Origin of the sequence: Blautia sp. Marseille-P2398, from assembly GCF_964240315.1 — a bacterium.
Classification (GTDB): domain Bacteria; phylum Bacillota; class Clostridia; order Lachnospirales; family Lachnospiraceae; genus Blautia_A; species Blautia_A wexlerae.
On sequence record NZ_CAXSTD010000013.1, the window covers coordinates 67,464 to 87,617 of the forward strand.

The following is a 20,154-nucleotide window of genomic DNA, read 5'->3' on the forward strand; positions in this document are numbered from 1 at the left end:
AACTTTTATTCACCTCCGTGTCAATTTCTGTCTTAAATTGTTATAACGTCCGCGGAGACTCCAGTCGAACTCTTTGTCTCCGGCAGAAAGAATGAAGCCTCCGATCAAAGATTTGTCTTCTCTGAGAGTAAGGATTACTTCCTTTGCTCCAAATTCCCTGCGAAGGAAATCTTCCATCTTCTCTTTCTGGGCTTCTTCCGGTTTTGTTACATATGTGAGAACAGCTTTCAGGATTCCTTTCTGCTTGCGGCTGTAATTGCCATATGCTTCCAGGATATCATAAATGCTGCTGATTTTCTGATATTTACAGGTCACCTTCAGGAAATTTTTCATCTCCTGCGGGAAGACTCTGTCAATTACATGTTCTTTTTCTTTTAAAGAAACCAGTGGATTCTCAAGGGCACCTTTTAACTGCGGGGTACCCCTGAAAATCTTTTCTGTCTCCAAAACAGCTTCTTCCGGGACAGAAAGCTCATATAATGCTTTTGCATAATTAATGCTTGTTTCCGTCATTGGAATCACCTGCCTCTTTTATAAACTGGTCATAAAGGGACAAATCCTGCTGACTGCTGTTTTTCTCTCCCATGATCTTTGAGGCTGCATCCAGCGCGATCTCTGCCACTCTGCTTTCCATAGCCTTCATAGCATTTTCCTGCTCTGTCCTGATATCTGCCTTTGCTTTGTCAAGCATTGCACCAGCCTGTGTGTTTGCATCTTTTACAATACGCTCAGCCTGTACTTTTGCCTCATCCTTTGCCTGGTTTACAATACGCATGGATTCGTCTTTCGCAGATTTCAGTGCATCTTCATATTTGCCTTTCAGTTCATATGCCTGTTCTTCTGTATCTTTGGCACTTGCGAACTGCTGGTCGATCATGTTTTTTCTCTGCTCCATCACATTGAGGATCGGACCAAATAAGAACTTTTTCATTAAAAGATAAAGAACAATCAGGTTAATAATTGTAAAGACCAGGTTGATGTTAATCTCGATCACCTGTCCCACCTGCCTTTCTTAGTTATTCTTTATCCATTAATTAGCCAAGCATGATAACGATCAGAAGACCGATAACGAAACCGTAAATAGCTGTTGCCTCGGCAAGGGCACATCCTAAAAGAAGGGATTTGCTGATCTTGCTTTCTGCTTCCGGCTGTCTTGCGATTGCTTCTACTGCTTTAGATGTTGCCATACCAATACCGATACCAGCGCCAATACCTGTTAAAACTGCGATTCCTGCTCCAATAGCTACTAACATAACTTTTTCCTCCTGTTGTTTAACTGAAATAAACTAAATATTACAAATCTTTCTTCACAATATGCTATCCTGTCGATATTCCGATGAGATCATTTGATGCCTGTACAACAGATGTCTGTACCAACGGTTGTTTATGACCGTTATGACCCACCGAATATCCGGGCAGCATTTAAGTGCTGTTCATAACTGCTGTCTTATCCCTTATGTCCCGCGTCTCAGGTCTTATATAGGTGTCATATTCCTGTATGAACAGTAATCTTTTTTATTCAATAGCTTCTTTGATAAATAAAGAAGTTAAGAATACAAATACATACGCCTGAATGAATCCGTCAAAGAAATCAAAATACAGGCTGAATGGAATAGGAAGAACTGCCGGGCATATAAACTCAAGAAGTTTCATAACCACATAGCTTCCTAACACATTACCAAAAAGTCGCATACAAAGTGATGTCGGTCGAATAACGACCTCCAGAATATTAATCGGCAGCATAATCGGTGCCGGCTCTGCGAAGCTTTTAAGAAAGCCTTTCAGACCTTTCTTATGGAATCCTGCATACTCGATCAGAAAAATACTTGTGATTGCAAGACCAATCGTACAGTTTAAATCCTTTGTAGGCGGTACAAATCCAAACACACCGAAAATGTTTGCAATTCCAATGTAAATGACAACTGTCATCAGATAGGGAATATACATTTTTCCCTCTTCTCCAAGGATATCCTTAAAGAAGTTATGAAGAAAACTGACACCGGTTTCCAGCAAAAGCTGTTTCTTACCGGGGTTTTCCACACTCAGGTTTCTTACGAGCACCAATGACAAAATTAAAAGCACTGCCATGATCACCCATGTCACTGCTACTGACTCTGCAACTGGTATTCCTCCAAACACCGGTATGGTAAAAACTGTCTTACATTGAAGTTCTTCCATTAACGTGTCTGCTAAATTACCCGTTTCTTTTCCCTCCTTTTTCTATTTAAATCTCCGGAAGATATTCTGGCTTTTTATGCTGTCTGCCTCAGATGCCTCAGCCAGGATTCCTAAACTTATGTCTGTAAAATATTTCATAAGCTTTCCATCGATTCAAGATTTTGAGATTATTATATTAAAATCCGTTAAAAAGTCAACAATTATTTTGACTATTTCTGGCAAAAATAGATTTTCTTTTTGTGCATTTCATCCAGACATTTTGATTGAAAAATAGATTTTCATAATTTTTTTAATGCATTTTCACGAAAAAAAGGCAATTTTCATTGACCGAACTGTAAGCAGATGATATTATTTTATATGGTTTTTATATAAATTTTATATCTCTGCACTTACCAATCCTTATATTGGTAATACCAAACAGGAGGTTTTTTATGCAAATCATTTGTCTGGGAGACAGCATTACGGACTGTAATCATTTATTTGAAGATTTTCCTCTGGGAAATGGGTATGTACAGATACTCTCAGAAATGTTCCGTAATCAAACTCCTTCTTTCTCCATATCCGCAAATACCGTCAGACGCTCATCAAGCGCTGTACAGTTAACAGATAAATCAACAGGTGCCATACATTTCAGGAACTGTGGAATAGATGGCTTCACTGTGACAAGAGTCCTTGAAAATATCCGCCAACACCGTATTTCTTTGCATCACTCTCCTGTTGTAACTCTGCTGATCGGCATCAATGATATCGGTCTGATAATGAACACAGACCGGATGGATTCTCAGAAAGAACAGATGATAAGAGAGTTTGCCACTCATTACAATGAATTATTGGATCTGCTCACTGCAGATGCCAGGCAGGTAATCCTTATGGAACCCTTTATCTTTCCACATCCGGAAGAATATGAGACATGGATTCCCTATGTCCATACCATGTCTGATATTATCCGACAGCTCTCTGTCAGATTCAGACTTCCATTTCTGCCTCTGCATAACTATTTTAATAAGGAAGCAACTCAATCGGGATTTGATGCCATAACAACGGACGGGATTCATCTTACTTTGTATGGGCATAAGCTTCTGGCCGAGAAACTGTTCCCTCTCCTTCAAAGCATTGATAACAATCCCTGAACAGATAAACTATTGCGCATTTTCCCGGAACTTTGTATAATAAATCACTGTCCTCGCTCATATCTGCGGACTTATTATGGAAAGGAGTCTTCCTTATATTATGGAAACTACAATTAAACAGATTGAAGATATGTCTCTGAATGCCTGGCCATCTCACAAGATGGAATTATACGACGGCTGGATCCTGAGATTTTCTTATTTTTATACACACAGAACCAACAGCGTAGAACAGTTCGGCAATTCCACCCTCACCTGGCGGGAAAAAATCCCATATTGTGAAAGCGTATATAAGCGTCTGGGAACCCCCGCTGTATTTAAGATCAGTCCTCTTGTCTCTCCTGACTTTGATTATGTTCTGGAAAACCGTGGATATGCTATCCAGCATACCACCAATGTCATGGCAATGAGCATGAACGCCGCACGGCTGGATGCTCCATATCCTGATGTAACCTTCTGTGACAATATTCCCTCCGAATGGATTGAAAGTCTGTTCCGTTTAAAAAACACCACCAATCCCATCCACCGGAAGGTTGTTCCATCTATGTATCAGGCAATCCTCAAGGAAACCATCTGTGCTTCCATCCGCATGGACAACCAGATCATCGCAACCGGACTTGGTATTCTGGACAGAGATTATATCGGCATCTATGCCATCCATGTCAAAGAAGAATACCGCAAACATGGCTATGCCCGTCAGATCTGCACCGGACTTCTGAAAGAAGGAATGAAAAAAGGTGCACAGAATGCATATCTTCAGGTTGTAGAAGGAAATGACAATGCCCGCGCTCTTTATAAATCGCTGGGGTTTCATCAGCTATACACCTACTGGTTCCGCGTGCAGCCGGATGAAAACGGAAATTTCCCGCCTGAGAAATAAAAAAGAACTATCTGTAAAGCATTTTCATTTTCTGCTTTTACAGATAGTTCTTAATTTTTATAGATTTTAACTTTTCTTTTTCGGGGAATCAGTTGATTCATTTAACATAGTTCGCGCCAACTATGTTGTATATCATTTTAATATTCAAGTCTTATTCTGTATTTTATCTCTGACTTAATTATGTTACTGTTCACTCCGTTCACAGTAACGTAGCCAAAATTCATTCCAGATTGCCTGCGGCAATGGAATTTTGGCTTGTATGTCTCGGGATTTTGGCATATTCATGCCAAAACACCTCGCGGAATAGTGGTGTGTGAACAGTAACTCAATTATACTGTTTTGTTTTTCAGCACTGCAGGTGATGTATTACCTACCACCATTGCTGTCAGCGGACTGAAATACAGCAGACATGTTAATACACAGTAAATCGGGATCATAATTACAAACTGTACCAGTCTTCCGGGCATGATCGCATAGAAGTTATATCCAAGCATGATCACAAGTCCTGCTGTTGTAAGAACCAAAGAGCTGAGAACTGCAGTTACCACGATAGATACGCAGATACCAACTGTCTTTCCTGTTTTCTTTCTGTTTGCAAATAATGGTTTTGCAAGGGCAGGAAGCACACCCCAGAGGATTGCTGCAACTGTGATAAACGGATTTACAGCATAGCCTTTCATAAAGCACCCGATAATATCTGCACATAATCCACAGACACCGCCTGCCACCGGTCCCAGCCACAGACCTGCAAGGATTGTACATACACTTCCCACAGAAATACGGTACGCACCAAGATCAATGACCAGAACTCGTGTGAGTACCAGATGCATGGCGATCAGAAGAGCCATGAACACCAATGTTTTTACGTTCCAATATTGTTTTTTCTGCATAATAAAAACACCTCCATAATGTGTTTAAAAAATAGAGTAGTTACATAAATAATAATCCCTCCACATTATGAGATGCTCTCATATGTAGCAACGGGTGCGGAAATCATATCGTAAGCAGCACGCTTTCTGCTTTTCGTTTCACGGCGACTCCCCAGCCTGTGAACACTTGACGCATAAAATCCTACTTCGCTATTATTTATTTATCGAAATTATAACACAATCCATAGAAATTGCAATATATTTTCCGTTATTATTTTCACAAATTTGAATGCTGTTTTTTGTTCATTCTATACGAATGGTCTGCTTTTTTTACTTGAGAATATTGCTGCAAACACTCGTAAGTCTATGAATAAAACAGCCGCATATACTAATACTATAACATTATGCAGCAGTCCGGCATCTTCAGAAATGAGAAATTACATGAATACAGATATCCCGCCCCGGTCTGCTATAATCATGGAGGTAAAAAATGTCAGAAATATGTAAAAATAACTGCCAAAATCCTTATAATATATGTTATGATAATTACCTGAATACCAACGCCTGTACGGAATGTACCGGCCTGATATGCACTCCTGCCAAAGATAATGACGAATGGGAAAGCTACCGGAAAATTTTTGATTTTATCCCCGAACCGCCGGAAAGCAATATCCCTCCCTGTAAATAATTATTGCATACGGCAGGAATCATGTTCAAACGAATGATTTATCGGAGGTCCTGTCTATATTATGAAAAAACTGCTTGCTGCATGTGTCTGTGCCGGCCTTAGCTTTTCTTTTGCCGGATGCAGCCCTGAAACCATACTGGAACAATTCACATCCACCGGAGACACATCCGTCCGGGAACTTACTTCTTCATCTGACACCACAACTGAAACCGAAACAAAAGACCGTATCTATATGGATGAACTTTCCGGTACCCTGCAGGATTTTTCAGGAAGCCAGCTTATTCTGAACACGGACAGTGCCTCCTATGTATTTAATGTTTCCAATGCCACCCTGGAATGTAAAGGCGGCATGATCACCGGCGATGAGATCAGTATCATTTACGAAGGTCAGCTTTCCGGTACTGACACAGGCAGTGTACATGTTCTGAAGGTTGTAGATGAATTTCATAAAAAAAATAAGCTGAAAAAGCGCACTGCGCATGGGCAGGTTATTTCCCTGACTTCCAATACCATCACAATAAAATCAAAGAAAGGAAAAACAGCCACCTATCCGATCACAGGAACAAAACAGTATTATCAGAATGGAATCAAAGCCGGTGACTGGGTTTACCTTACATTCAAGGGGAAATTCCCGGATACCTCCAATGATTCTTCCGTATCCTTAAATGCCAGTCACCTGAAAGTACTGAGTATTTCTGATCTGAAAGATCTGGAAATACCGGATCCTACCCCAACTCCGGATCCAAAACTCACACAGACACCGGAGCAGATAGAAAATAAAGAAAAACAGCTGCTGGCAACTGTACAGGGAGTAAATCTGAATATCCTCCGGATTCTTCCTGCCGGAAGTGACACCTCCTTTAATCTGGATATGTCAGCAATCCCCGCTTACTTCAAGGGAGGAATTGCCCCGGGATCTCATGTTAATGTTACTTATATCGGAGATCTGGAAACAACATCCCTGGAAGAAGTCCGTATTATTGCTGTGACAGGTGAGGATCCTGATACCATTAATGACAAACATATTTCCTTTACAGTAACCGGCACGATCATTGGAAGTACTGCCAACACCATCACTGTACAGACAGATGACGGTGCCATAGATACCTTCCGTACAGAAAACGCGCAGGATCTCACTGCAGGCGGTATGGAATACGGCGACTATGTGTGTGTTACCTTCCATCCATCCAAATCAAAATCTTCTAATATTTATACAGCAATTAAGGTACAGGATGCGTAAATTGTTACTGTTCACTCCGTTCTCAGCAACACGCTTCGCGATGCAGGAAATATGAACCTCCTTGTGCAATGCCCAAGGAGTATCGTTTGCTTCACAAACTTAATTTATGCTAATCGCATAAATCCGCGCGGTATGTCTCGGGTTTTCTGTGACCTTCGCTCACACAAAACACCTCGCGGGATATCACCAGTGAACAGTAACCGTAAATTTCTTCTTGATTTCCGCTTCACCTTCCGCAAGCCAGCGGTATGCAGCATCCTGATCTCCCAGAATTTCTGCAAAGGACTGAACTTCATCCCGGATTCCTTTTCCATGAAGAACTCTGTAAGCCCCCGCATCACTTCCGGGGGCTGTTTTTATTCCCAGCCGGAATGCTTTTCTGATATTCTCTTCTGCGGATTCTATGATCGGTTTCAGAGTCTCATCATCATAACGCCCGTCTCCCAGAAGATTTCTCACTGTAACCAGAGTCGGAACCCAGACTGTATCACTCTCCGCCAGCATGGCAAGACTTTCTTCATTCATATAGTTTCCATGCTCCAGACTGTCCACTCCGGCAGCCACCGCTGCCTGTACTCCGTAATCTCCGTTGGTATGGGACATGACAGCCATACCTTCCTCATGTGCAATATGTACCATTTCCTTTACCTCTGACCCATCCAGAGGTGTTCCGGTAATCGCTCCATGTTCATTAAAATCCAGAATCCCGGTAGTCATGATCTTAATAAAATCTGCCCCTGCCTGTTTCGCCTCCAAAACACGCTTATGAAATTCCACCATTGTGGCAAAACCTTTTCCCACAATCGAACCATAATGCCCTTCTTTGTGAATGGCAAATATCGGAGTTCTGTAATCTATCCCATACTCTGGTGCAAGCTCCTTCGCTCTCGCAGAAACACCCAGCGCATCACCACCATCACGCACAAAAGCAATTCCCCGTTCCTGGTATGCTTTCAGATGCTCTCTTATGATCTTATCGTCCAGTCCATTTTTATGCATATCAATTGCATGGCGGTAATTCACGCCATCCATAATGATATGCGCATGACATTCTCCAAACATTTCCTGTTTCTCTTCCTCTTCCCTGCTGCTTTCTTAACTCAAAGCATAGAGTCAGACAGATAAACTCATCCGCTTCGCTATGCAGCTCTATACTCAATAACGCTCCACAATTTTACTTAATCTTTTATCTACCGTTTTTTATTTCTCGAAAAAATTTCGGATTTCGTCTTCTGTTGCCTGCACAGACCCCTGGACAAAGAATGGTTTTCCGCCGCCTCTTCCGTTTAATGCAGCATTCATTTCCTTTGTATACTGCCGTAAATCCCCGTCAATCTCGCCCATGGCATACTTATAGCTTCCATCCTCATTTCTGGAAAATACTGCACAGCAGCCCTCACAGGTATTCATCACTGCATCCGCAAGTTTACGTACAGAATCTGCTTCCAGACCTTCTTTGAAGATCAGGACACTTCCTGCACCTTCCCATTTCTTAGCCTCTGCCCTAAACATCTCTTCTTCCATACGGGCAACCTGGCCTTTCATACGGAAATTCTCATCCTGAAGACGCTGTACTGCATCTGCTGTTCTGTCCATCTTTGCAGAAAGCTTCATGGAAATCTGATGATTCTGCTCATTCACCATATTCAGATAATCCAGAACACGTTTACCGCAGATCATCTCCATACGGATACCATCATGGAATTTCACTACAGAAAGAAGCTTCACCATTCCAATCTCACCTGTATGTGTCACATGGGTTCCACAGCAGGCGCATACGTCTACTCCCGGAAACGTTACGATACGAACCTGTCCTGTCAATTCTTTCTTACTTCTGTAATCAATAGTCTTCAGTTCCTCAGCATCAGGATAAGTAATTACAACTTCCCTATCCTCCCACACTCTCTCATTCACTTCCCGCTCAATTTCTGCAAGCTGCGAGTCATCCAGCATACCATTCAAATCTACAGTGATCACATCGCTTCCCATATGGAAACCTACATTATCATAACCATACTTCTCATGAATAATACCGCTGACCATATGCTCACCGGAATGCTGCTGCATCAGATCAAAACGCCGCACCCAGTCAATCTTTCCCTCAACCTTCGCACCCACTTCCAGAGCCTTATCAGTATAATGAAGTAATTCTCCATCTTTCTCATGAACCTCTGTCACCTTTGCATCCCCCAGTGTTCCCACATCACTTGGCTGACCGCCGCCCTCCGGATAAAAAGCACTCTCATCCAGAATGACAGCATAACCTTTCTTTTGCTCTCTGCACTCTACTACGGTTGCGGTGAATTCTTTTTTATATACATCTTCATAGTATAAACGTCTTGTTTCTGTCATGATCTGTCTCTCCTTTTTCATCTGTCATATTGCCCCGCATTATCTTCCACATAAATATAAATGCCATATTTTATTTCATTGCAATCAAGTATAGACCAAATCAAAAAGCTTCGCAAGACCGTCACTCAGAGATATTTTCTATAAAAAAATCCGTTAATCAAAACAGCCAATAACCAGTGCAGAAAAATAGTTTGTTTTATGTGCATTTGCAGGATACTTAGATATTCTTAGCCGGCAAAAATCTGCGTTATGAGAAAAATGACACACTGTCTGAGCCGCCATGCGGCGAGTTTGTGGCATTTTTCTCATGCCTTTAGCAGATTTTTGCCAGCTTAGAATATCTTAGTGTCCGAAACCGCACACAAAACAAACTATTTTTCTGCGCGTCCCCTTTTTATCAAAATTCCCAATATCTGAATCCATTTCCCCACCTCCTGCGTTATAATTAAATGAACAGGGAAAAGGAGACAGTAATGACCACAGAAAAGCAATATCTGGAATATCTTATCAAGCAATACCAGAACTTAATATACTCGATCTGCCTGAAATCTGTCGGTAATCCATTTGATGCCGAAGATCTCACTCAGGAAGTCTTTCTGTCTGCCTATAAGAACCTTTCCCGCTTTGATGGTAATTATGAGAAAGCCTGGTTAAGTAAGATCGCTGTCCGAAAGTGTCTGGATTATCTGAAAGCAGCCGGGCGGCGAAGTATTCCAACAGAAGACACCTACTTTTCCCAGATTCCGGACAGGCAATCCTCTCCCGAAGATGAATATATGAAAACTGCAGCCAACACTCACGTAGAAGCATTGTGTATGCAGTTGAAAAGTCCTTACAAAGAAGTCGCTTACGCGCATTTCTGCAAAGAATTATCAGTACCTGAGATTGCACAGCAGACAGGGAAAAATCCGAAAACAATTCAGACACAGCTCTATCGCGCAAGGGCAATGCTGAAAAAAATGCTTGAAAGGGGTGATTAGATGCATATTAATAAGAAGGATTTAATAGAATTTGACAACGGAAATATGAACACACAGGAAGTCATTGAGTTTCTGTCACATCTTGATCACTGCGATTTCTGTCTGGATCAGATGATGGAACAGGAAAACAACAGTACGGATACTGCTCCCTCCTATCTGATGGAACAGATTTTGGACAAAGCAGGCTCCGGTGAAGTGCAGCTTGCCCGGGCAGCAAATAAAGCATCCCGCAAAATCCAGCTGCTCCATTACAGTCTTCAGACTGCTGCCGGTGTGATGGTTGCCCTGTTGCTTTTATTCAGTATCCCAAATCTGGATTTCACTTCCTTATATCAGGATACTTCCTCTCAGACAGACAGAATATTACCCGAACATGAAAACGGCAGACTCTACCAGTTCACCAGAGAACTCGGACAGAACATTGGTGATGGCACCAGCTCTTTTATAAAATATGTCAGTGATTTTTCCAGCAAATTAATGAATGGAGGCAAATAAAAGTATGCAAAAACAAAAACGTGGATTCTGGCTTTTTATCTTCTCCCTGATCCCAGGCGCAGGAGAAATGTACATGGGATTCAAAAAACAGGGAATCAGTATTATGTTCTTATTCTGGGGTGTCTTTGCCATCGGAGCATGTACCGGAATGGACTGGCTTGTGTTCCTGATTCCGATCATATGGTTCTACAGTTTCTTTAATGTGCACAATCTGAAGTCTCTTTCTGAGGAAGAATTTTACTCCATAGAAGATTCCTATGTCCTTCATATGGATGAACTGGCAGGAGACATCAGTTCTCTGCTCAAACATCACGGAAAGATAACTGCGATTCTGCTGATTTTCCTTGGTGCTTCTATTCTATGGAACACTCTGGTAGATTTCCTCTATATGATCTTACCCGGATATCTGGCTGATGTTATCAGCAGATTCACATATCATCTGCCGCAGCTTGTGATTGCAGCTGCTATCATTTTTACAGGGATTTATATTCTCACCCGCAAGAAGGATGCACTGGATGAAGAACAGCCTGACAGCTTTACTGAGGAAGAACATTACTGGACACCTTATCGTCCGTATCAGCAGAATGTTCCGAATATGGAAACTGACGCGGTTAAAAATACCACAGACACAGTAAATCCTGATTGCTGTACAGATATCGATGTCACGGACACCGCAAACAACAAAAGCCCGGTATCTCTGAAAAAAGAGTCTGCCGCCGAAGTGTCTCAGGAGGATGCTTCATCACAAACAACAAATTCTGAATCATGACACAAAATGGGATTGTCACATCAAGGAATCTACCTTCATGTAACAATCCCATTCTCATTATCCTCACATGGATACCGAAACTTCTCCAAAGGACAATATTGTCTCCTGTCCATCTTCTTCCCGTACTTTCAGCCGTCCGTCCCTACATATCTCCAATGCAAATGCCTGTCTGGAAGAGTTTCCGTCTGTAATTGTGATCTGATGTCCCGGGATCATGTTATGTGTCACATAATCCGGAGATAATTTCAGATCTGCTGTTTCTTTTCTCAACTCGTTCACGATCATTGCAGTCAGTTTATTACGGTCAGTCTGTTCCGCATCTTCTTTTGTCTCATAAAGGGCTCCTGCTATACTTCTTAATTTCTGCGGCAGGTTCTCCTGGTCCAGATAGAGGTTCAATCCCATGCCAACTACCACAAACTCAATATTTCCACTCTCAAAATCTGTGACAGCCTCTGTGAGTATTCCACAGACTTTCTTTCCTTTATGAAACAGATCATTAACCCATTTAATATCAAGCTGGATTCCACAGAGCTGAGCAACTGCTCTGTAGACTGCCACTGCTGCCGCAGTTGTGATCAGCAGACTGTCATGTATGGTTCCCTGTGGCTTCAGGATCACACTCATGTAAAGACCTGTATCTGCAGGAGAATAGAATTCCCGGCCTCTGCGCCCCCTGCCTGCAGTCTGGCTCCTGGCAATGACAAATGCCCCATGTCCGGCCTCTCCCATCATAGCTTCTTTCTTGGCAGTCTGGTTCGTAGATTCCAGTTCATCATAAATATCTATCTTAACCTTCGGATCATCCAGAAACAGGCGGATTCCCTCCTGCGACAGACGGTTCGTATCCTTCGCAAGCATATATCCTTTATTCGGTCCTGCTTCTATATGATACCCTTCTTCCCGGAGCGACTTTACTGCCTTCCACACTGCTGCCCTGGTACATCCCAACTCACCGGCAATGCTCTCACCTGAAAGTATCTCCCCTTTATTCTTCTCCAGCATTTCCAAAAGACTTGATTTTACAGTCATAATTTCCCTTTCTTACTTTCTGTCCCATTATTTTCACGTTATCTCTTCTCTGATCATCTACTGCTAATCATATCATCTGGTATGCTTTTTGTCTAATGTTCTACCGGAAATATCTTATCACATAATTTTCCGGTGTTACTGTTCACTCCGTTCTCAGTAACATTTTCCGTACAGTAATCAATTGTCTGTCAGGATTGCCACAATCCCCGCATATAACACCATAAATCCCATAATTACTGCAACCATGTCAGCAGAATGAAAATCAATATTAAATATCATACCACCTGCAACCATCACTTCCAAGGTGACGATCAGCCCCAGGATTACTGCCATTGTCCTTGAAAATTTATGTCTTTCCTTTCTTCTCATTCTCTGTGTGGTATTTACTGCATTCATCATTTTACTCCTCCTTCATGTCAGACAGATAAAAATCGCCCTTATCCTCTGATCGATTATGTCCGAACATATTTTCCGAACATATATTCTCTTTCTTTTGATATATAATAACATACCCATTTCAAAAATGGAAGAGTTTTTAGAACATTTGTTTGCCGTTTTTTTCATTATAAATTTTTCCGGATTCTGAAACTTAAAATTAAGAAAGAATCCTGCTTGCAGGATTCTCCGCCTGCGACGGGTCGCTTCAGCGACATAATTCCTCCCCGTCGCAGTGCGATCCTGCCCGGAGGGCTTTTTTATGTTATAGGAACATTACGGAGTAATTTCCTATAACATAAAAAAAGACTGCCGTGCCACTCATCACCTGCCACGACAATCCTCTTATCTGATTTTAATGTTATATTTTTTACATAAACTGAGCAAACACAGATGCACCTACAACTGTCAGCAGACCTGCAACCGCAATCGCAAGGCTGCTCATGGCACCTTCTATTTCTCCCAGCTCCATTGCCTTTGCAGTACCGATAGCATGGGCAGAGGTTCCAAGTGCCAGGCCCTTAGCGATTGGTTCTTCAATACGCGCAAGTTTGATCACAGTCTCTGCGATCATATTTCCAAGAACACCGGTAATAATAATAACTGCAACTGTAATAGTCACAATACCTCCAAGTTCTTCAGAAACGCCCATTCCGATGGCAGTTGTAATAGACTTCGGAAGAAGTGTTACATACTGTTCATGACTCAGGCTGAACAGCTTTGCAAGGATCAGCACACTGACCAGACTGGCAAGCACACCGGAAACAATTCCAATGATTACAGCTTTCAGATTCTTTTTCAGAAGTTCCATCTGCTGATACAGCGGAACTGCCAGGCAGACCGTTGCAGGTGTGAGCAGGTAGCTGATATACTGACCGCTCTGATTATAGGTGTCATAATCAATATGCAGTAAACAAAGCACCGCTATTACTGCAATGATCGCAATCAGAAGTGGATTAAAAATTGCCATCTTAAATTTTCTTTTCAAAAGAAGTCCTGCCTCATATGCGATCAGACTGATCGCTGCACCAAAAAACAGGGAATTACTCATAAATTGTGTCATGATCTTTTCTGTCCTTTCTTTCTGTCCATACGAATAACTGCCTGTGTGACACGACCTGTCACAATCATTACCACAACTGTGGTAATCACTGTGATCAGAATGATCGGCACACATACCGGTTTCAGTATGCCCCAGGCTGTCAGCAATCCGACACCTGCCGGAATAAACATAACCGGCATGATCTCTATGAGAAATTCAGCTGCTTCTTTGACCTGTTCCAGCCTGATAATGTGTGTTCCCAGTGCGATCAGCATGATCACCAGTCCGTACACACTTGCAGGTACAGGAAGCGGGATCAGAACATGTAATGCCTCTCCCATTGCGGATATCAGTAAAATAATCCAGAATTGTCTTACGTATTTCATTTTCAGTCTCCTCTAATCCTTACTGAACGGCTACAGGCTTCATCATTCCAGTTACCTGATCTTCGTACTCCTGAGTTTCCTCGAGAGATGCTCGACCGGTTCTCTGGATCTTTGTCACGCCCGGATACTGTCCCGGGAAAGATTCCAGCATGATCCCATCGCCGTATATCTTTACTTTATCCCCATTTTCCAATACATCATCGGAAATTAATTTTCCTTTTTTATTGTAAATGCCCTCTGCCGGTATGTCTGCGCTGAAAATAGTTCCATTGTTCAGATCCACAAAAACTCCGGTCTTCAAAAATTCTCCTGTCTCGATATAGATTGCAGAAATAGCATTTGCTTCCTCTTTCTGCTCTTCCTCCCTGACCATCTGTGCCTGCTTTCCTACCATATTCCAGAAAGCACCTCCCATTACAGCAAAAATGGCGAGCAGAACAATCATACCGATGATAAACTTCCAGTCTCGTTCTTTTTTATTTTTCAAATATTCAACTCCTTTATATTGGTCTAACCAATCTCGGTTCATTACGTTTTTTAATTATAGCGTATTCATCACAAATTGCAAGGTTGTTTCTGCGTAAAAAAAAAGTTTTTACAGAATCCTGATTCTTTTCTGCAAAAACTTTTTCTTCTATATATTATACTGATATTATACTGTGGTAAGCAGTGCTTCCATCCAGACTTCTTTACGAAAAAGAATAAATACGATATACTTTACATAAATTATAAAGGCTTTATCCAAAGGATTATTGAAGTAGAGACTGTGCTGTTACACACCCCTTGGGTCAAAAAAAATGTGGGAAAGGGCACACCTACCAATAATTCTTCTCTCCCATATATCCGAAAATCGAACGCCATCGAAGTTTAGATGCACATACCAAAGTTCCTGTGTCTCCATCTTCCAGCTCTGTTTTATCTTCGCAGTCGCTCCAAATGATACAATCCTCTTTCAGAATTATATTGGAATCGAGTATTTCGCATGAATAGCGTTCGTCTGCCGGAAATAACTTTAAGTATTTTAATCCCTGAAATTCCATTTCAATCATTGAATCTTCTTCATACTGCCGTTGTATTATTACTCTCAGAATCCTGCGATCGTTTACAGGATACATATCCAGGTTTTCATTAACATATGCTCCGCTCAGATAATGCATCTCTTTGATACAGCTATCATGGAAAAACGACACTCTTTCCATAAATTCCTTCAGCGAATTCTCATCTGTAATCTCATTCCACTTGTGCATATTATCACCACTTTCATTACTGTGTATTTCTTCTTCCCTCCTGACCAATCTACTTTGTCTTCTGTTTACTTTTCAGGAATCATGGCAACCTTTTCCCACTGATAGGTTCCATTGTCAACTGTCATTACTGCCATGGTAATCTCCTGGTCGAAGCGTCTGGGGCCGCAGCTTCCCGGGTTTAGCCATAGGCGGCTGTCTATTATTTTTTCGAAATATTTATGGGTGTGTCCGAAGATGACTATCTGTGTATCTTTTAAGTCCCAGTCTACATCTTTTTTATTGTGAGTCATGAAAAATTTTACCCCTTCTATGGTAAAGTGTAAGGTTTTCGCCATTCCCTCTGCCCAATCTTTGTCGTTATTTCCTCGGACTACATAAATAGAACCCATCATACGCAGTGTATCCAGAATTTCCGGTTTGTTTACGTCACCTGCGTGGATAATACAGTCGCAACCCTTTAAAATTTCCAGTATTTCCGGCCTGAGCAGGCCATGGGTATCTGAAATAATCCCTATTTTCTTCATACACTATTTCCTCGCTAATCATTCTCTTATAGGCCGTTTTATAATTTCATCATTCTATGTTTAATTTTCATCAAACAATTCAATCTTTCCATATTCCCCATCATACCCCGGAATTCTCTTCACATTTCCGGTTCTTACATTTTCAATTCCTTCCGCAATCCGTTCTCCTGCACAGGATTTAATATCTTCTGACGGTACATTTCGCAGAATGTCGAATTCTGTCCCCAGTGTCTGAATCATCTGTTCAAAACACCCCTGCACTTTCTTACTTGCAGTGGAATAGCCCATACATGTAGAAATCACTTCCGGCAGAGGTACAAGGCTTTCATATTTCTTACCATCTTTTTTCACAAAACCTTCCGCTCTGTCTGCAAGCTGTTCTACTCTGTGATCTACGCCCATGGTCAGCTTCTTTCCGCAGACAGGGCAGATTCCTCCAAGCCGTTCTGCTTCCACCGGGCTTAATGATACACCGCATTTTCTGTGACCATCGAAATGATATTTCCCCTCTTCAGGAAAAAATTCTACTGTTCCTTCCAGCCCTTCGCCAGTCTGGATTGCCCGATAAAGTCCTTCATAAGAACAGTCAATATCCAACAGATTCGCCTCGCGCCCCAGCTTAGATGGGGAATGTGCATCTGAATTGGATACAAGCTGATAGCGGTCCAGTTTGGAAATTCTCCAGTTCATAGCCGGGTCAGAGGAAAGCCCTGTTTCCAGTGCATGTATATACGGTGCCAGTTCCTCGAAACATTCCTCTACAGAATCAAATCCTGATTTCGCACCTAATACAGAGAAATGCGGTGTCCAGATATGAGCCGGAATCAGAATTCCTTCCGGGCATACATCCAGCATCATTTCCAGAAGATCATGACTGTCCAGACCAAGAATCGGACGACCATCTGAGTGAATATTTCCGATTTTTTCCAGACGCTGTGCCATGGCATCTGCTGCCTCCAGACTGGGAAGCAGGATTACATTGTGTACTTTTCTGGTCTTTCCATTTTTCTTATAAATAGAACTGATTTCCCCGGAGACAACAAAACGTGTTCCTTCTCCCGGGAATTTCCGGCTTTCTTCTTTTACATATGCATCTCTGAGGCGATACAGGCCGTTTCCCTCTGAAACAAGTCTCTCCTTCAGTTCTTCTCTCCATACCGGATGCGTGAAATCACCTGTTCCAATCAGTGAAATTCCTTTCTTTCTCGCCCAGAAATCCAGATTTTCAGGCGTGCCCTCTTTGCTTGTCGCCATGGAAAATCTGGAATGAATGTGCAGATCAGCTATCATTTTCATTAACATTTATCCCCTTAAATTCACATCAAAGTATTTCTTTTCAAGAGTTATAAAATATCAACACCCAAAGATATATTTATAACTTCCATCCGTTTTCTTTCAGCCACAACTTGTACGTCTCATACTCCGGCATTACTTTCCCGACCTCGTCCCAGAATGCCTTCGAATGATTCATTTCCTTCAGATGGCAGAGTTCATGTACCACTACATAATCCAGCACTTCCGGAGGTGCCAGTATCAGTTTCCAGTTAAAGTTCAGATTCTTCTCACTGCTACAGCTTCCCCATCTTGTTTTCTGTTCTCTGATGGTGATATTGCGGTAAGAAACGCTCATGAGTCTGGCAAAATAAGAAACTCTTTTGGTAATCGTTTCTTTTGCTTTTCGTATATAGACATTTCGTTTCGATTCGCTCAGATCTGCGCTCAGCGGCTTCTGTTCCCGGTATTCTTTTGTCCGTTCCAGACATCCCAGAACCCACTCCTGCTTCTGGTTTACAAATCTTTTGATCCTCGGCAGACCTGTACGGAGAGGTGCGCGAACGATTACGTTTCCATCCCTGCGAACCTCCAGAGTCATGGTTTTTCTGGCACTTCTTATGACCTGATATTCGAATTCTCCGCAGGTGAATTTCTCCTGATTATTTTTTGTTTCGAATTCTCTCATCCATATATTCCTCCATCTCTGCTGCCAGAATATCCATCTTTTCCTGTGTTTCCGGCAATGCATAAGGAACCCTGTCCATGATCCTTTTCACATAATCATGTTCACGCATGATCTCATAGGTTTCCGGGAAATTGATGTCATAATACTGAGCAATATAGGAAATCCAGTAGTCCACTTTTGAAACTCTGTCTGAAGATAATACAGATTCCTTTGCCATACAGGACTCCCATACCTTTGGTGCGATTACTCCTTCACCAACACCCTTCTCATCCACTCCCAGAAGTGTTTCCATTGACTCTTCCAACTTTACCCTGCAATTATCCAGCTTGTCTGCATCTCGGATTAACTTTGCATGAAGCAGGGTTCTCTCGTCCGTAATTCCTTCCAGTTTGAAATCACTGTGCTTCTCAATCGCAGTGCAGATCAGACTGTCAAACCTGTCATCCTTCACAAATCTGCGGATCATTTTCTCCGGTCCGAACAGAAGCTGTGCACCATATGCTGCATGCTCCATGGTTCCCGGTTCAAAGCTGTCAAATCGTTTAATCTGTTCAAATCTTCCAATATCATGGAGCAATCCGATTACCTTCGCCAGCTGTACATCTTCCTCACCCAGCCCCATACGGCGGGCAATGTCCTCTGCTGCATCAACCACTCCATAAGTATGTACGATTTTCAGATGAATCTTATCATCCGCTCTGTCATATTCATCCAGATATACTTCAAAAGCAGCTTTCGCTACATCAAAGTCTCTTGTTAAGTCTAATAATTTATCCATTATTATTATAATCCCTTCTTTATTCCTGTTCGGACTACTTTATATTTTCTCAACCATTATTTTCTGCTTCCATACACCTTTTCTCACAATCATAAGATATACCTGAAACGATATGGAATCACAGTCATAAATGAAAGGTTCTTCTCTGTAGATCAGAGTCTGAACATTCTCTGCTTCCAATTCTTCTTTTCTTCGTTCAGCTTTTTCCATCAATTCATGTAGATATTTATTCTGTTTTCTGCCAAAATCTCTGTCCGGATAGACCGATGCTGCTTCCCTGATTTTTTCTCCCAGCAGAGTAATCACCGGTAAATGACTGCTCCTGCAAAGCATTCCGGCTATCTTTTTGGCATTTGATATATCCGGATTTTTTTCATAACGCCTGAGCATTTTTCCCAGTTTTTCATCTCCTGCTTCCGTTGCCAGTTCCTGCATAACTGCCAGTGCTTCCGCCGTTACCTCCCATGGGTTGTCCACCGGAACAATATACTTCTCCGGTACTGCCGGATAAAAAAGATAGTTTAACGGCGGGAAATCACGCAGCATTGCCAGCTTTCCTTCATACTCAGTGCAATATTTTTCTCCCAGATACTCATATTTATCACGCAATATGGCAATCTGATACTCCATTACCCTGAGATTTTCATAGCCCTTCACCCAGAAATGTCCCAGCTCTCCATAATTGTACAACTGTGTTTCCAGCAAAATATCTTCAAAGAATACAGTAAACACATTATGCCCCTGATGAATCACCAAAATATACTCTGCTTCACATAAATCCCAGTCCGCTTTCTCTACAGAGCCCTCAAACTCTCCTTCATAATCCCTGACATAATTTCCCGTCATCCTGGCATTTTTCAGAACCAGAAAACTCTCCACCGCATCATTCATCAGATAGATCAGTCGTAATTCTCCACTCTCCGTCTGTCCGGTAAAACCATCTGGAATATCCACAAATTCACACTGTTCCTGCTCCAGAAGCAGATTTAATTTTTCAAAATTGTCTTCCATTATATCTTCCATCCTTAACTCCTGCTGTTTCTGTACAATGTCTTTCGCCGATTCTGTTTAACACACTTGATAGAAGAATCCATTGCATCGTTTCATGGAATTACCGCAATGCAGAAGCAGGATACATTTGCACAATTTTACAGATATATTTTTATGATATC

At 41.8% G+C, this 20,154-nt stretch carries 23 protein-coding genes, 1 pseudogene and 1 riboswitch; of the genes and pseudogenes, 6 read left to right on the top strand and 18 right to left on the bottom strand.

The genetic code is table 11. From position 1 onward, the window contains the following. Positions 1-9 precede the first annotated feature (9 nt). From atpH to ACESZG_RS14490, 4 genes are all read right to left on the bottom strand, one after another. On the bottom strand, positions 10-513 hold the full coding sequence (gene atpH / locus ACESZG_RS14475) for an ATP synthase F1 subunit delta (protein ID WP_008707004.1): 504 nt from the start codon (positions 511-513) through the stop codon (positions 10-12). Continuing rightward, the gene (gene atpF / locus ACESZG_RS14480; RefSeq protein ID WP_020993266.1) at positions 494-994 is read right to left on the bottom strand and encodes a F0F1 ATP synthase subunit B; all 501 of its coding nucleotides are present in this window, start codon (positions 992-994) and stop codon (positions 494-496) included. Before atpF ends, atpH begins: the two co-directional genes overlap by 20 nt. Positions 995-1,034: 40 nt before the next feature. Next, positions 1,035-1,253, bottom strand: coding sequence for an ATP synthase F0 subunit C (gene atpE, locus ACESZG_RS14485; RefSeq protein ID WP_008707007.1), 219 nt, complete (start codon positions 1,251-1,253; stop codon positions 1,035-1,037). A 262-nt stretch (positions 1,254-1,515) separates the two neighbouring features. Beyond that, positions 1,516-2,178, bottom strand: coding sequence for a F0F1 ATP synthase subunit A (locus ACESZG_RS14490; RefSeq protein WP_008707008.1), 663 nt, complete (start codon positions 2,176-2,178; stop codon positions 1,516-1,518). A 431-nt stretch (positions 2,179-2,609) separates the two neighbouring features. Here ACESZG_RS14490 and ACESZG_RS14495 point away from each other — a divergent pair, with 431 nt between their 5' ends. Then, positions 2,610-3,308: a GDSL-type esterase/lipase family protein gene (locus ACESZG_RS14495; protein ID WP_008707009.1), complete on the top strand. Its 699-nt coding sequence runs from the start codon at positions 2,610-2,612 to the stop codon at positions 3,306-3,308. 100 nt (positions 3,309-3,408) lie between these two features. Beyond that, positions 3,409-4,185: a GNAT family N-acetyltransferase gene (locus ACESZG_RS14500; RefSeq protein WP_055150171.1), complete on the top strand. Its 777-nt coding sequence runs from the start codon at positions 3,409-3,411 to the stop codon at positions 4,183-4,185. Positions 4,186-4,514: 329 nt separating this feature from the next. On the opposite strand, the gene ACESZG_RS14505 is transcribed toward ACESZG_RS14500, so the two are convergent. Beyond that, a complete protein-coding gene (locus ACESZG_RS14505) occupies positions 4,515-5,075 on the bottom strand; it encodes a folate family ECF transporter S component (RefSeq protein WP_118571672.1) in 561 nt (186 codons plus the stop codon). Between the two features lie 86 nt (positions 5,076-5,161). Continuing rightward, positions 5,162-5,266, bottom strand: a riboswitch (THF riboswitch). Between the two features lie 537 nt (positions 5,267-5,803). Here ACESZG_RS14505 and ACESZG_RS14510 point away from each other — a divergent pair. After that, the gene (locus ACESZG_RS14510) at positions 5,804-6,982 is read left to right on the top strand and encodes a hypothetical protein (protein WP_008707014.1); all 1,179 of its coding nucleotides are present in this window, start codon (positions 5,804-5,806) and stop codon (positions 6,980-6,982) included. Positions 6,983-7,165: 183 nt separating this feature from the next. Here the strand turns inward: ACESZG_RS14510 and ACESZG_RS14515 are convergent, their stop codons facing one another. Together ACESZG_RS14515 and ACESZG_RS14520 are read right to left on the bottom strand one after the other, a co-directional pair. Further along, the gene (locus tag ACESZG_RS14515) at positions 7,166-8,044 is read right to left on the bottom strand and encodes an amidohydrolase family protein (RefSeq protein WP_008707016.1); all 879 of its coding nucleotides are present in this window, start codon (positions 8,042-8,044) and stop codon (positions 7,166-7,168) included. Positions 8,045-8,182: 138 nt separating this feature from the next. Beyond that, positions 8,183-9,334, bottom strand: coding sequence for an alanine--tRNA ligase-related protein (locus ACESZG_RS14520; RefSeq protein ID WP_020993267.1), 1,152 nt, complete (start codon positions 9,332-9,334; stop codon positions 8,183-8,185). A gap of 473 nt (positions 9,335-9,807) precedes the next feature. Here ACESZG_RS14520 and ACESZG_RS14525 point away from each other — a divergent pair, with 473 nt between their 5' ends. From ACESZG_RS14525 to ACESZG_RS14535, 3 genes are read left to right on the top strand one after another with little or no spacing between them, the layout of a single operon-like run. Further along, the gene (locus ACESZG_RS14525; protein WP_161331677.1) at positions 9,808-10,314 is read left to right on the top strand and encodes an RNA polymerase sigma factor; all 507 of its coding nucleotides are present in this window, start codon (positions 9,808-9,810) and stop codon (positions 10,312-10,314) included. After that, a complete protein-coding gene (locus ACESZG_RS14530; protein ID WP_008707022.1) occupies positions 10,315-10,809 on the top strand; it encodes a hypothetical protein in 495 nt (164 codons plus the stop codon). A gap of 4 nt (positions 10,810-10,813) precedes the next feature. Beyond that, positions 10,814-11,578: a hypothetical protein gene (locus ACESZG_RS14535; RefSeq protein ID WP_118614070.1), complete on the top strand. Its 765-nt coding sequence runs from the start codon at positions 10,814-10,816 to the stop codon at positions 11,576-11,578. Positions 11,579-11,641: 63 nt separating this feature from the next. Here ACESZG_RS14535 and ACESZG_RS14540 read toward each other — a convergent pair whose 3' ends face one another. The 11 genes and pseudogenes from ACESZG_RS14540 to ACESZG_RS14590 form a co-directional block, all read right to left on the bottom strand. Next, positions 11,642-12,610, bottom strand: a complete 969-nt coding sequence (locus ACESZG_RS14540) for a biotin--[acetyl-CoA-carboxylase] ligase (protein WP_118614072.1) — start codon at positions 12,608-12,610, stop codon at positions 11,642-11,644. 177 nt (positions 12,611-12,787) lie between these two features. Beyond that, positions 12,788-13,009, bottom strand: a complete 222-nt coding sequence (locus ACESZG_RS14545) for a hypothetical protein (RefSeq protein WP_118614074.1) — start codon at positions 13,007-13,009, stop codon at positions 12,788-12,790. 406 nt (positions 13,010-13,415) lie between these two features. Continuing rightward, positions 13,416-14,108, bottom strand: a complete 693-nt coding sequence (locus ACESZG_RS14550) for an LrgB family protein (protein WP_022380929.1) — start codon at positions 14,106-14,108, stop codon at positions 13,416-13,418. Continuing rightward, on the bottom strand, positions 14,105-14,473 hold the full coding sequence (locus ACESZG_RS14555) for a CidA/LrgA family protein (RefSeq protein WP_020993269.1): 369 nt from the start codon (positions 14,471-14,473) through the stop codon (positions 14,105-14,107). The genes ACESZG_RS14550 and ACESZG_RS14555 overlap by 4 nt, the downstream gene beginning before the upstream one ends. Positions 14,474-14,492: 19 nt before the next feature. Continuing rightward, positions 14,493-14,960, bottom strand: a complete 468-nt coding sequence (locus ACESZG_RS14560; protein WP_020993270.1) for a hypothetical protein — start codon at positions 14,958-14,960, stop codon at positions 14,493-14,495. A 328-nt stretch (positions 14,961-15,288) separates the two neighbouring features. Then, positions 15,289-15,720, bottom strand: coding sequence for a hypothetical protein (locus ACESZG_RS14565; RefSeq protein WP_008707032.1), 432 nt, complete (start codon positions 15,718-15,720; stop codon positions 15,289-15,291). A gap of 65 nt (positions 15,721-15,785) precedes the next feature. Continuing rightward, entirely contained in the window at positions 15,786-16,244 is a 459-nt protein-coding gene (locus tag ACESZG_RS14570; RefSeq protein ID WP_161233258.1) for a metallophosphoesterase, read from the bottom strand. A 69-nt stretch (positions 16,245-16,313) separates the two neighbouring features. Next, positions 16,314-17,540: pseudogene (locus ACESZG_RS14575) on the bottom strand (endonuclease Q family protein); the annotation flags it as partial. Between the two features lie 76 nt (positions 17,541-17,616). Continuing rightward, on the bottom strand, positions 17,617-18,204 hold the full coding sequence (locus tag ACESZG_RS14580) for a YgjP-like metallopeptidase domain-containing protein (RefSeq protein WP_177964551.1): 588 nt from the start codon (positions 18,202-18,204) through the stop codon (positions 17,617-17,619). Continuing rightward, positions 18,179-18,982, bottom strand: coding sequence for an HD domain-containing protein (locus ACESZG_RS14585; protein ID WP_227295593.1), 804 nt, complete (start codon positions 18,980-18,982; stop codon positions 18,179-18,181). Before ACESZG_RS14585 ends, ACESZG_RS14580 begins: the two co-directional genes overlap by 26 nt. Positions 18,983-19,021: 39 nt before the next feature. Next, positions 19,022-20,005 (bottom strand): DUF3878 family protein, encoded by a 984-nt coding sequence (locus ACESZG_RS14590; protein ID WP_062807091.1) that lies wholly within the window; start codon positions 20,003-20,005, stop codon positions 19,022-19,024. Positions 20,006-20,154 lie beyond the last annotated feature (149 nt).

Bases quoted from the DNA above. Each gene is read 5' to 3' on its own strand.
- ACESZG_RS14505 (WP_118571672.1), bottom strand. From the start codon at position 5,075: ATGCAGAAAAAACAATATTGGAACGTAAAAACATTGGTGTTCATGGCT.
- ACESZG_RS14520 (WP_020993267.1), bottom strand. From the start codon at position 9,334: ATGACAGAAACAAGACGTTTATACTATGAAGATGTATATAAAAAAGAA.
- atpH (WP_008707004.1), bottom strand. From the start codon at position 513: ATGACGGAAACAAGCATTAATTATGCAAAAGCATTATATGAGCTTTCT.
- ACESZG_RS14525 (WP_161331677.1), top strand. From the start codon at position 9,808: ATGACCACAGAAAAGCAATATCTGGAATATCTTATCAAGCAATACCAG.
- ACESZG_RS14545 (WP_118614074.1), bottom strand. From the start codon at position 13,009: ATGATGAATGCAGTAAATACCACACAGAGAATGAGAAGAAAGGAAAGA.
- ACESZG_RS14490 (WP_008707008.1), bottom strand. From the start codon at position 2,178: ATGGAAGAACTTCAATGTAAGACAGTTTTTACCATACCGGTGTTTGGA.
- ACESZG_RS14510 (WP_008707014.1), top strand. From the start codon at position 5,804: ATGAAAAAACTGCTTGCTGCATGTGTCTGTGCCGGCCTTAGCTTTTCT.
- ACESZG_RS14530 (WP_008707022.1), top strand. From the start codon at position 10,315: ATGCATATTAATAAGAAGGATTTAATAGAATTTGACAACGGAAATATG.
- ACESZG_RS14590 (WP_062807091.1), bottom strand. From the start codon at position 20,005: ATGGAAGATATAATGGAAGACAATTTTGAAAAATTAAATCTGCTTCTG.
- ACESZG_RS14550 (WP_022380929.1), bottom strand. From the start codon at position 14,108: ATGACACAATTTATGAGTAATTCCCTGTTTTTTGGTGCAGCGATCAGT.
- ACESZG_RS14500 (WP_055150171.1), top strand. From the start codon at position 3,409: ATGGAAACTACAATTAAACAGATTGAAGATATGTCTCTGAATGCCTGG.
- ACESZG_RS14580 (WP_177964551.1), bottom strand. From the start codon at position 18,204: ATGAGAGAATTCGAAACAAAAAATAATCAGGAGAAATTCACCTGCGGA.
- ACESZG_RS14570 (WP_161233258.1), bottom strand. From the start codon at position 16,244: ATGAAGAAAATAGGGATTATTTCAGATACCCATGGCCTGCTCAGGCCG.
- atpE (WP_008707007.1), bottom strand. From the start codon at position 1,253: ATGTTAGTAGCTATTGGAGCAGGAATCGCAGTTTTAACAGGTATTGGC.
- ACESZG_RS14555 (WP_020993269.1), bottom strand. From the start codon at position 14,473: ATGAAATACGTAAGACAATTCTGGATTATTTTACTGATATCCGCAATG.
- ACESZG_RS14535 (WP_118614070.1), top strand. From the start codon at position 10,814: ATGCAAAAACAAAAACGTGGATTCTGGCTTTTTATCTTCTCCCTGATC.
- ACESZG_RS14540 (WP_118614072.1), bottom strand. From the start codon at position 12,610: ATGACTGTAAAATCAAGTCTTTTGGAAATGCTGGAGAAGAATAAAGGG.
- ACESZG_RS14585 (WP_227295593.1), bottom strand. From the start codon at position 18,982: ATGGATAAATTATTAGACTTAACAAGAGACTTTGATGTAGCGAAAGCT.
- ACESZG_RS14565 (WP_008707032.1), bottom strand. From the start codon at position 15,720: ATGCACAAGTGGAATGAGATTACAGATGAGAATTCGCTGAAGGAATTT.
- ACESZG_RS14515 (WP_008707016.1), bottom strand. From the start codon at position 8,044: ATGTTTGGAGAATGTCATGCGCATATCATTATGGATGGCGTGAATTAC.
- ACESZG_RS14495 (WP_008707009.1), top strand. From the start codon at position 2,610: ATGCAAATCATTTGTCTGGGAGACAGCATTACGGACTGTAATCATTTA.